The following is a 12,344-nucleotide window of genomic DNA, read 5'->3' as shown; positions in this document are numbered from 1 at the left end:
GTGCCCCATAATTGTCAGACATACAAATCTAACAATTATGAGGTATTTTTTATGACTAAATATTCAACTGATTTTAAAATTAGTGCCGTGCAACGCTATTTTGATGAAAACCTTTCATTAAATGCACTTGCAACAGAACTACACATGTCAGATGAGTCTGTACTTAGAAGATGGGTAATTACTGCTCAGAAACAAGGTATTAGCGCATTAGCAGTCAAGCATCATAAAAATAGTTATAACTTAGAATTCAAGTTAAAAGTGGTAGAATACTATCAAACTCATGATATGGGAATTAGCAAGGTTGCCGCTGTTTTTAACATATTTGCTTCACAAGTCTATAGTTGGGATAGCACTTTTAAACTAGGTGGATTAGCTGCATTAATTCCTCGTCAACCAGGAAGGCCTAGCTTAATAAAAAAGAAACCAGTCAAGTCTACACTGCCACTAAGTGAAAAACAAGCTTATGAAGAAGAAATATTACGTCTAAAGGCACAATTGTTTCAAACAGAAATGGAACTAGATATATTAAAAACATTGCCACCCCGGTCGAATCTCTCTCAGACAAAGCCAAAACACTAGCAGTTGATTCTGTCCGGAGAAATCGTAAGAATAGATGCACAGTTAATGATTTACTAACATTTTTTAATTTGAAACGTACGACTTATTATGATGAAAGAAAACGATTATTAAAGGCTGACAAGTATTTACGAATTAAAAATATGATTCAAAATATTTTTATATCTAGTCACGAAACCTACGGTTGTCGACGTATTTATTGTCGACTTTTAAATCAAGGAATTAAAATTTCCGCTAATACTGTACTAAAATTGATGCATGAACTAGGCATAAAAAATCACATATACATACCGTCGACATGCTAGTTCATATAGTTCATACAAGGGAAGCGTTGGTATAAAAGCACCTAATTTTTTAAAACAAACTTTTAATGCCACTCAGCCTTATACCGTCATTCATACAGATGTGACCCAAGTACGGTTAGCCAACCAACATTGGACCTATATTTCAGCGATGACAGATGAAGCAACCAAGGAAGTGTTGGCGTTACAGATTAGTGCGCACCCAGATAAGCAATTAATTATGCGAACGGTTGACCAATTGTGTGTTAATTTACCAACTGGTACAGAGGCAATTATTCATCCTAATCAAGGCTGGCATTATCAACAGAAAGATTATCAAGCAAAGCTAAAGACTATGCATTGTATTCCCAGCATGTCACATAAAGGAAATTGTTTAGACAATGCATGCGCCCATTGAAAGCTTTTTTAACCTGTTAAAACGAGAAAGTCTTAACCAACGACATATTAAAAACATTGCTGAATTGAGCGTTATTGTCGATAAATATGTTCACTGGTTTAACCATGAGCGTATTTCATTGAAAACAAAAGGCCTGTCTCCGGTTGCATATCGGAAACAGGTCTTAGGTAATTAAAATTTATTTAAATGTCTAACTTTTTTGTGGTACTTCAGTTTGAGGTTGGGACAAAAGAAAATGTTCCAACCTCTTTTTGCTAAAATTATTTGAATTATAAGCCTATAATTTTTATAGCATAAACGCGTTCCAAAAGTCTGAAGCCTCAAACAACTACTCAAATGGTCGTATGGAAGGCATCAATCGTCGTATTAAGTAAATTAATCGTACATCTTATGGCTTTCATAGTTTTAAAGCTTACGCTTTAAGAATTCGCTTTGAACTATTTAATCACCATGCATTACAAAATACTTTTAATTGCTTATTAATAAGCAAAAAGCCTATAAACTCGATGTAGTTAACATCAAATTTACGATCCAATTTCACAAACTCAATTAGACAATTTTCATGATTTTCACGCTATTTGCAATTGAGCCAATATTCCAAAACCTACGAGGCTTTTACATTGCCGTTATACTTTTTAAATCAAAAGTACACATTTATTTGCCTAAACTATTATTTTTCTTATCAAAGTTATTTAACCAAAAATAGGTATATTTATTCCATCTAATAAATCCGAATTTGTTCAACCTCTTATTTTCTAACCCAGTACTGATAAAAATCATCCTCCTTACTTAAAACAAAGTCTTCAATGCTTTCAGTATTGAATTTTTTATGTTTAGCCAAATCATCTTGACGGAGTCTAAAATTCTGCACTTCCTCTAAAGTTACAGATTTATCAATCAAATGCCTAACTTCCACCACGGCACCATGAGGTACATCAGCTAATGTATCTCTAACACTAGTGTCTTCTTTAATTAATAAATAATTAATTAAGGCCAATTGAATTGGTACACTTTTAGAATTTAACATTGAATGCTCAAAAACATCCATATTAACATCGATTTTAGATACCTTATCAGACGGAAGATGCATATTAGCTAAAAAAGTAACGCCAATTTTAGAATCACCAATTATTAATGCATCTTCTTTTGTCAAATTATAGTCTTCTAAGGCATTAACAAAATCATCCATCAAGTTAACTTTACGAAGTCCTGCTGTAAAGTGTCTATCGTTCAAGTTAAACCAAAATGAACCATCAATAACTGGATCAGTAGCAACTACTTTATAATCATTGTTCGCAGCTGTAAGTAAAGCTCCAGCAGCACCTCGTGAAGCACCATATGTCACAATTCTATTTGAACTAATATTGTATTGTTCTGCGATATAGTGTATTAATTCACCAATCTGCTCTTGATAATCCGGAAAATTTACCGTATTGGTATAAAATGAACCAGCGATTAAGTTTATATCACCAATCTCCAGTATGTAAGTATTTTTTACAACACTTCCTTTCAAAGTTTGGAAATCCTCTTGAAAATTTCTATCAAATGTTGATAAAGCATTTTGTTTAGCATAACTAAGCATCCGAACTAGTAATCTATGAGGGCCATACTCTTTTTTATCTTTTGGAAGAATAAGACGGTAATGTAAATCTTTGAACTTTGGATAAACACCTTTTAATTGCTTCCTTTTAACAAATCGAAAAGCTTGGCCAGCCGCGCCATGCAAAATATAATCAGCTTTAAGTAGTTGCTTAACCTTACTATAGGCAATATTATTACGAGATAAATGGCTTAAGTCTGCATTATTAGGTGTCATATCTAACAAGACAACATTAGAAGTCAAATTTTCAGGTAAATCATCTTTTTGATTTACAGTTACAATTGTTGGGCCAAGTTGCCACTGTTGAGCCAACTTTTCAAGTTGTGATTGTACATCTGTATAATAATTTTGATTATAAAAATAATACCAATTTTTTTTATTGACAAAATTCAATTCGGAAAAATCATTAGCCATATCAAAATTTATTTTATTAAGTCCAATTTTTTTAGTAATTAAATCGTCAAGCTTTTTAAATGCATCATTATAATTTTTTATTTTTTCGGGCGAAAGTTTATACACATTAGTATCATAACTCTCTTGAGGTACCCCATTTATAGACATTTTTTTAGGGAATCTTATACTGTTAAAAACAACTTTTGTATTAGGAGATAATTTTTGTATTTTATCAATAAATAGACGTACATTATTTAGTAATGACTCAAAGAAGCCATCATCATTAAAAGTACTTCTTTTTGTTCCTTCAGGTTGATTTTTATTAAAACGTATATTCCTAGTCACATACGTTCCATCTTCTAACACTAAGTCTCCAAAATAAATATCAGAAAACAAATCAAATAACAATATATCTGGTTGAACTTCTTTAACTCTCCCCCAAAAACCATTATTTGTATGATTCCAATCTAAAAATTTTTTATATTTTTCTGGAAGATCATGAGTATTAAAAAATTTTTTTATATTATCAAAATTTGATACTAAATGACCAATTGTATAAAATTCTTTGATTTTTGTAATTTCATAATTATCATCATACGTATTATTAAATTTTTGATTAAAAACATAAGTAGTAGCTGGTGAACCCAGCGTCATTATTTTCATTACTTCTTACTCCACATAGTATGCATATATTCTTTAGACACACGATTGATAAAATCATATATATTCTGCGAATAGTTTTGTTTTTCTGAACCAAATATTCCATCAATATTTACTGAAATATCGTCGTCAATTTTGAAATCGCGTTCTAGATAGTAAGCAATTTGATCCACTACTTGATCATCATTCTCAAATGAACGACCAATTGGTAAATTATCCAAATCAACCAATGAACCAACCTTCTTTAAATAACGAGTCTTGTCAAATTGATAAAAAATTACTGGTTTTCGTTGAACAGCGAAGACCCATACTACCGACGAATAATCAGAAATCAATAATGAACCGCCTCTTAACAAGTCACCTAAATCATAATCATCACTTGAAAGTATATGCATCCGATCATTATCAGAATTCAAATTATGTGTTAATCGTTGCATAAACGGATGCAAATATACATAAAAATCCGTATCATATTGTGCTAATAATTTACTCAACTTTTTATTATCCAACAGTTTATTAATCTTTGCATAATAATCGCTCTGTATAAATTCTTCATCAGTAGCTTTGTTTAACCACTGTCGCCAAGTTGGAACATAAATGATTTTATTATTAAATTGTTGTTCCACAGGTTTATTTTGCCCAAACAAATTCCAACGAGAAAATCCTAATATTGGTAACTGACTATATGAATAACCCATACTTTGATGAACAACTTCTTGTTCCAATGTATTCGTTACAACAAAATAATCTATCATACCCGAAGCTGCATTCCAAGGCTTGTTACTAGCATGACTCTTCATTGCTGTTACACCATGCTGCAACATAACAAATGGCTTTTTCATGATAACTTCTTTATAGAAAGATGATGCATTACGTCTATTTACATTACCAACTAAGTGTAATGGACTATCACTTGAAATCAACATATGAGCTGCTGTTACCATTTGATAGTATTTTTTAGTTCCAGTAAATAGAACCCTATCTGGATATTTAGCTAATTTCTCAGCTTGTGGACTACTCTTGCGAATTACATAATACATTTTATTATTTGGCACACTTTTCTGAACCCATTCAAATAATGCAAAAGCATTGTCTTGTGCAAAATTAGTTTCTTTTTCAAAAATGATAAATATATTTGGTTCTAGTTGTATTTTTTTCTGTTTGAATAACTGAGTATATTTCTTTTCCCAATAAATATTACGCCAACTATCTATATCCACCATATCATCAGCAATAAAACTCAATGTATTACCTTCAACAGAAGGAAAAATCACTCTTCCTGAATAACTATACATTATTCTTCCCTGAGCTAATTGTTCTTTTAACTCAACTTCAGGATTATTAATCCTAATATCAAAAACTTTGTCATTAATTTTAATCTTAATTGCAATTCGATAATAACCATACTCATCGTGTGTAATTAAATTTGCAATACGAGCACTTAAGTAAATGCTTTTACTTGAAAAATCAATGTCCTCAATATTAAAATCGTGGTGTTCATTAATAAAAGCAGTCTTATATAAATAAATACCCAATACTTGAATTTTACTCATCCAACTTGCTATTTGAACATTAAAAGATAATTTAACTAATAATTTATCCTGCTTCTTTTGAACACTACTAATTTTAAATGATAATGGTAATTTTCTTTCTTTATTATCTGTAGCAAATTTTGCTTTGTTGTGGACAGACACAATACCATTGTCGTTAACAAAGAAACGACTAGCCATATTGCTTTCTGTTTGGTTAAAGTCAACAGCATTATAATATCTTAAATATCTTGCCTTGCTCATCAAAGAAGGTAAATAGAAATACGTCATATTAAATAGAGATTTTGAATTTGCATATATACCTAATAACTTTAATTTAGAATCATAATCTTCAAAGTGATCTATAACTGTTTCCAATTGAAGCCACACGCTTTTCTCATTTTGTTCAAAAGGTACTCTTACAAACTGACTTTTTTCTACATCTACCAAAAATAATTTGTTAATGGTTAATGAATCACTCTGTAACTGCAATTTATAATTATAACCATCAATTTGATTCAAATCATTAACTTCTGTTGTAGAAATATCACCATTCATTTGTGGTAAATAGTTCCAGGCATCTGAATTATTATGATAATTCATCTTCTTTAAGTCAAGCGCATGAGCCGCCTTAATTGGCATTGAAATTAAGGCAAGTCTATTTTGTACTGTATAGTAGAAATAATTTGCATAACCAAAATTTTCACTTATTTCAATATAGCGATTTGATTTATTCAATTCAACCTTCATTTTAGGTTCATATAACCGATACATGACACCATGTTGCTTTAAAAATATGTAATATTTAACATCCTTATCTAAAGTAAGATTACGAACATCTATTAAAACATGATTATCCCGAGCAATAACTGGTAGATTACAATAATTTCTTTCAGATTCTTGATCAAAATTTTGCTTTCTGATATATAATTCAGGATTCTCAATAGTAACCTTCTTAGGAATTCTAATATTTAGAATTCCATTCTCAAACTTTTTATCTAAAACAACAATGTCACGTAATTTTTTGGAAATTGATTGTCGCTTGCTCTGAATAAAAAAGGTTTCATCACCAGAAATTTTCCATTTATTTTTCTGATAACTATCAATCACACATTCAACATCATCTTCCAGTTGAACTTGATGTTCTTTATCATTTTCATCAACTAGTAAAATACGATACATTCCATAATCAGGAACTTTGTCAAAAGGAAAAACTGTTACCTGACCATACGCAGTTTTTATTAAAGGAATATAATATTTATTTCCTGCTTTATTAACCGCATATACGGTCTTTATTAAAATGTCTTCTGTAAATTGCAAATATAAACTTTCTCGTAATAAAATAAACCTTTCAATACTAATCATGCTACCCTGTACTCCTCCTAAAACTAATTACTATTGGAATTATAATGTCTTATTTTCTTTTTTATTTTCCACAATTTACGTGATATTCTTCGCCCTAATGTCCAATGATTCTCAATATGTAATAGATTTTTCTTTTTCAAAATTGCCCTATAAATTCTTTCAGAATTATTATGATCATGAAAATTCATATATTTATTACGTAATTTAGCATAACGTGGTTCTTCTGTAAAACCATTTTCAACATATTTAATTAATGTATCAACCGCTTGCTGAGAATTAAATACAACATCTCCAAATAAATCCTTATCATAATTTAGATAAGAACCTTCGCTTTTCAAATAATCTGCCTGATCAAATTGATAAAAAATCACTGGCTTTTCTAAATAAAACATGTCCCAAACAACACTAGAATAATCAGAAATCATTATTGAACTTTTCATAATTTCTTCACCCATATCAACATCTAAGTATCCATATTTATCAGTAAAACTTTCATCAATATCGAATAAATCAACATAATCTTTAAAATAAGGATGTAAAAAGAATGCAAGACGTGTATTATTTTTTATCAAAGTTTCCTTCAATTTAGGTGACTTCAAGAATGCTTGATACTCCTTATAAAAGCTAGTATTAATAAATTGCTGCTTAGTCATACCTTCCATTGATTTACGCCAAGTTGGCATCATAAATATTTGATGATATGGTAATTCGGCTGTTTTATCAAAATATGAATCCCATCTTGCATATCCAGTCGCTACAACTTCATCTTCGCTGTATCCCCATTTAGGTATATTAATTTTTTCTCTCTCAAAATTACTAGGAGCTATAATTAAGTCTAACAAACCCCTCTTTTTGTGAAATACTGGTACCTTTTTAATACCATTCATACCGTGCTGCAAAAAGACGTTTTTCTTTGTCATCATTGATTTTGCTAATAATGAATCACGGCGCTGTAAATTATACGCGTGAAACTTCGTATCAGAAGAGATAAATACTCGTGCGGCAAACATGTACACGAAATATTTAAAACTCATATAATCTAAAACGCGATCATGCATACCATCTAAATTATGGTATTCTGGTGAATCTTTTCTAATAACATAATACGTATTTGGGTGCTTCTCATTCTCATACATATACTTAAAAAAGTGAAAAGCATTATCATGAGCTCCGAAACTATTTTTTTCAAAAACTATCCAAATATTTTTATTATCCAAATGCTTTTTAAAGCGATTATATAAATCATTAGCTTTAATTTCACGTTTAAAATTAGTTTCGTTTTCGTATGATTCAACCGCACGATATGTAAATGCTAATGAACCACCAGCTGTAACATAAGGGTATAGAATAGTGTTTTGCTCTGATCTTATTTCTTTTTCAAACACATCAAAATCAACTAATTTTTTAATCCCCTCAGATAATTTATCTATTTGAATTGGTAATGCTATGTTATTATTGCCTAAAACAATAAAAGTATCCCAATAATAAGGCGCATATTCATGTGTTAAATCAATATAAGTTGTGAACGACACTGTTTCATCAGTCACTTCTTGAATTTCAACAGAATAATCATTTTCTCGTGGGTTTAACACATTTCTATGAATTAATCTCATAGCCTTAACTGTATATTCACCGGGAAGAACACCATTCATCTTAATCTCTAATTTATACATTTGATTTTGACGTACGATGTTTTTTATATCTGCTGACCATTGATATGATTTTTTAACTAGATTATGTAACGCACTTTTAAGTATAATTAGGTCACGATTCTCTTTTTGAAACACCTGCAAAAATTGCTGATATTTCCCAATACCGCCATCCAATGGAATACGTTGATTAAATAGATATTTATTATCCAAACCAAAGGCTTCACCGACTTTTACCCTATAAAGTTGCGACTTTTGTTCACCAACAAAACTGACATTAGCAAAAATGTTCATTTGTTTAGTGTGATTTTGAGTCCCTAAATCCTCAAATTGATTAAACAAATTACTATAGGAGATAGTTACAATATTATTATTAAAACTTGCTTCGATTTCTTTAAATGGACCAGAATTATTATTTGTAGAAACTATCAATTGAAGGGTCAAAACATTCTTATCAAAAATAACATTAAAACCATTTGTTGATACGTTCTCAACATTCACATCCATTGGTATAGCTGTTCGAATATCTTTTTTAATATCTCCAAGATTTTTTCTAAACCCTAAATTAATAATATCTTCTTTAAACAAATACACTTGCTTATTAGATAATAAATTCTCATCAACTGTATAATCTAACTTAACAATATGCCCGTTCTCAACAGTAAATACATTTAATAATTGATCTTCTTGCTTTCTATAATCTTTCAATAACGAATTTGTAATTGCAAAATTTTTATCTATTGAAAAATGCTGTTGACCTAATTGACCAATCAAATTTAGGTTTTCTGGGTTTAATAATTCGCCAGTATTCTTAAAATGAATTTGAGAAGTTTTATTTGAAATCAATTTATTCGAGCCATCATTATCATACAAACAGTTCATTTGTTGATGTTGAAACCTATAATCTACTAAATAAATTTTATTAATACGTTCTAAATCAACGCCATTTAAATCAAGCATATATTGATTATTTTCAACTTTTTTAAAATTAATTAGCTTTTGTTTATTCTCAACTTCAATTTTGAAAAAGTATGGTAATTCTGTTTTAAAATTAAACGTCATACTTAACTGATTACCATGAAAAGCTAAGTCAGCATTAAATATATCAGATTGGTAAACATAACCATTATTAGGATAAATCCCCATCCACAAATAATTATTATGCAATAAAACATAGGACAAACTTCCAGAAGTTTCATGAGTAAAATACGTCCCTTGTAAACGCTCACTAAATTCTACAACCTTATTTTCAAGATCTAACAGATAAATGTTATGTTTTCCCCAAAGTCTCTCAGGAACATCTATGTATCCCTTCCCCATAGAATCTAGGTTATTGCCATTTTCAAAGACAAATGTAATATCATTAGTAATATTTAAACCTGAATTATCAAAAAAACTCAGTCCACCGTTGGTTGTATAAACAAATTCATTTACTATCATTAATTAATAACGTTCCTTTCCGTTATTATTTCGTCAGACATATAATTCAAAAAATCACTTTCGCTATAAAAAAGCTTGCCAGGTTGGTAATAATTATCAATAAAACGTTGCTTTCCATCAAAATATTCAATCGTATATTTTACAATAAAGTCATTTCCAACCATGACATCATAATTTCGTTGCCAAGAATTATATTCATAATAACGATACTTAAATACCCGATTTTTAGTTAAAAAAATTCTTCGATAAGGTCTGATATTAGCATTCAAATATATATCTATATGTGCATAATAATTTGAATTATCACGAATACGTAAGCTAAATTTCAATTGATTATCATCAAAATAACATTCATTATCTTTTATAGTTTGAACCTTGTAATTACGCCATTCAGGATACAACATATCTAAAAATCTATCGTAACCCTCATTTGGTACAGTTAAAGTTTGCTTAAAATGATTTTCTAATTCTTTTAATTCACTAATCTTGACCATTTGCTATAACTCCTAGCCATTTTGACGTAAAATTTTCTTCTGAAAAAATATTAACTCTTTTTTGAACTATTAATCTATCTTTTGGATTATTAACAGCCGTTAACATTTTATTTTTTAGTGCTTCTGGTGTACGATCAGCTACTACCCAACCACTTGTATTGTCTATAATATCCGTTGGCCCATAATTAACTTCATATGTAATCACTGGCGTTCCATTAGCTAATGCTTCCATAGCATTAAGAGCAAATCCTTCATATTTAGACGTAATTAATAAAGCAAAAATAGATTGATAGGCTTGGTTCACGTTCTGCACATTACCATGAAAAATTACCTTATCAACCAACTTTAGTTTTTTTACCATTGACTCTAATTCATGACGGCTCTCACCATCCCCAAAAATATCTAAATAGTATCCAGGTTTATCCTTATTAAATAAATAAAATGCTTGAATTGTATCTTGCAAATTTTTTTGCGGATGTAGACGACAAATGGCACCAAAATGATTGTTATTCTTTAAAGGTGTTAATTTGACAGGTTTAGTAGAATGAGGAATCACAACAATATTATCCCGTAAAGCAGGTAATTCGGAAATAATATCCATTTTTTGTTTATCTGTCAAAGTAATAATCACATCATCCTTCGGAAAATTATTATTTAAGATAGTTTTAAATGAATTTTTTATACCAGAATTTGTGTCGACAGGATTAGATAAGTGCGAGTTGTGTAATTGGAAAATTCTTTTGCCTACATGACTTTCAAGTAATGGCTTATCCAATAAACGAGCATCATTTACTACAATATCGTCTTGTGAAAAAATTTGGTTAAAAAAGTAAGCCATAAATTTTTTTTCGTTATTGAACTCTAGTTCATCACCTTCTAAATATAAATGAATTCTATTATTATCAACATTTTTTGCTAAATATCTATTACCATCATTAGTTAAGTAGTCTTGCTTAATTAACTTACCAAGTTCGTTATAAGTATCTATTCTATGCACAAATCCCGATTTGTTAACATAAAAATATTTATAAGGCTCAAAGTTCCAATCTCTATATATGGCAAAAAATTCCAACTCTCCATCATCAAATTTTTTAATAACAAATCGTGGTATGCCATTTTGATAATAATAAATCCGACCATTTTTAGAAGACCTTTTAACTACAACGTAATCACTGATATCACCCACCATTTCATTTAAAGTATGCTGCCAGCTACGTTCATTCCCTTCTACTGTCTTTAAATCTTTATAATAATCATATATATTTAGAAAGCTAGTATTATCTAAAACTTTATCTGTTTCTCTAAAAAAATCATACACAGATTGATATTCAGGATTGTAATTAGTAGAAACAAGCGTAATATCAACACCTGCCCTATTTAACAAACGTGCCCGTTGTAATAATGATTTTGTTCGTCCACCATGTATTTTGGGTAAAGTGCTCGTTATAAAGAATGTTTTCCCAATTGCTTTATTCAACTATTCAACCCCCTATTCTTATTAAAGAATACTATTTAATACGATTATGTTACCAATAACCGTATCTTTTTCTAACTTAACATTATGCAATCCATAATTAAAAATTGAAGGAACAATACTTGCCATACTGCCAAATAGTTGTGTTTCAGCATGAAGCTTGTTTGATCGTAAAACTTCCATGTTAGGCTGAAAAATAATTACTTGATTCTTTTCTACTTCAATTTTAAGATCTATATTAACTAATGTTGGTTCTAACAAATGTTCAATATCAGGATTATCTCTAAATCCTTTCATTTTTTTAGGTAACTGTAAAATATTTACACCTTTTAATCCCTTGAAAAAAGAATTATTAATTGGCGATTCTAACAAAACGTCTTTATTTAAGGTAACTTCATATCCAGGCATCACATCAGATTGCACTAAATTCACCTCTTCATTTTGGGCGTTTAAAAATTTCATATT

10 protein-coding genes are annotated in these 12,344 nt (G+C 29.7%); 4 read left to right on the top strand and 6 right to left on the bottom strand.

The annotated features are described in order from the left end of the window. Positions 1-51: 51 nt before the first annotated feature. From ACSYSF_RS02495 to ACSYSF_RS02480, 4 genes are all read left to right on the top strand, one after another. Positions 52-579 carry a helix-turn-helix domain-containing protein gene (locus ACSYSF_RS02495; RefSeq protein WP_489868149.1) on the top strand — a complete coding sequence of 176 codons (528 nt, stop codon included), beginning with the start codon at positions 52-54 and terminating at the stop codon, positions 577-579. Between the two features lie 140 nt (positions 580-719). Further along, positions 720-881 carry a helix-turn-helix domain-containing protein gene (locus ACSYSF_RS02490; RefSeq protein WP_489868288.1) on the top strand — a complete coding sequence of 54 codons (162 nt, stop codon included), beginning with the start codon at positions 720-722 and terminating at the stop codon, positions 879-881. Further along, positions 853-1,275, top strand: coding sequence for a transposase (locus ACSYSF_RS02485; RefSeq protein ID WP_489868287.1), 423 nt, complete (start codon positions 853-855; stop codon positions 1,273-1,275). The genes ACSYSF_RS02490 and ACSYSF_RS02485 overlap by 29 nt, the downstream gene beginning before the upstream one ends. Then, complete coding sequence (locus tag ACSYSF_RS02480; RefSeq protein WP_489868148.1) at positions 1,259-1,450, top strand: IS3 family transposase; 192 nt, start codon at positions 1,259-1,261, stop codon at positions 1,448-1,450. The genes ACSYSF_RS02485 and ACSYSF_RS02480 overlap by 17 nt, the downstream gene beginning before the upstream one ends. A gap of 573 nt (positions 1,451-2,023) precedes the next feature. Here ACSYSF_RS02480 and ACSYSF_RS02475 read toward each other — a convergent pair. From ACSYSF_RS02475 to ACSYSF_RS02450, 6 genes are read right to left on the bottom strand one after another with little or no spacing between them, the layout of a single operon-like run. Continuing rightward, a complete protein-coding gene (locus ACSYSF_RS02475; protein WP_489868147.1) occupies positions 2,024-3,931 on the bottom strand; it encodes an XcbB/CpsF family capsular polysaccharide biosynthesis protein in 1,908 nt (635 codons plus the stop codon). Next, positions 3,931-6,822 carry a CDP-glycerol glycerophosphotransferase family protein gene (locus tag ACSYSF_RS02470; protein ID WP_489868146.1) on the bottom strand — a complete coding sequence of 964 codons (2,892 nt, stop codon included), beginning with the start codon at positions 6,820-6,822 and terminating at the stop codon, positions 3,931-3,933. The genes ACSYSF_RS02475 and ACSYSF_RS02470 overlap by 1 nt, the downstream gene beginning before the upstream one ends. Before the next feature lie 23 nt (positions 6,823-6,845). Then, the gene (locus ACSYSF_RS02465; RefSeq protein ID WP_489868145.1) at positions 6,846-9,911 is read right to left on the bottom strand and encodes a CDP-glycerol glycerophosphotransferase family protein; all 3,066 of its coding nucleotides are present in this window, start codon (positions 9,909-9,911) and stop codon (positions 6,846-6,848) included. Continuing rightward, positions 9,911-10,405 carry a hypothetical protein gene (locus ACSYSF_RS02460; RefSeq protein WP_489868144.1) on the bottom strand — a complete coding sequence of 165 codons (495 nt, stop codon included), beginning with the start codon at positions 10,403-10,405 and terminating at the stop codon, positions 9,911-9,913. The genes ACSYSF_RS02465 and ACSYSF_RS02460 overlap by 1 nt, the downstream gene beginning before the upstream one ends. Continuing rightward, the gene (locus ACSYSF_RS02455; RefSeq protein ID WP_489868143.1) at positions 10,392-11,882 is read right to left on the bottom strand and encodes a glycosyltransferase; all 1,491 of its coding nucleotides are present in this window, start codon (positions 11,880-11,882) and stop codon (positions 10,392-10,394) included. Before ACSYSF_RS02455 ends, ACSYSF_RS02460 begins: the two co-directional genes overlap by 14 nt. Before the next feature lie 21 nt (positions 11,883-11,903). After that, the gene (locus tag ACSYSF_RS02450) at positions 11,904-12,341 is read right to left on the bottom strand and encodes a hypothetical protein (RefSeq protein ID WP_489868142.1); all 438 of its coding nucleotides are present in this window, start codon (positions 12,339-12,341) and stop codon (positions 11,904-11,906) included. Positions 12,342-12,344 lie beyond the last annotated feature (3 nt).

The sequence above is a fragment of the Weissella sp. ESL1139 genome, assembly GCF_058506735.1.
Note: the sequence above shows the minus strand (reverse complement) of the source record. Positions and strands in the feature narration are given on the sequence as shown.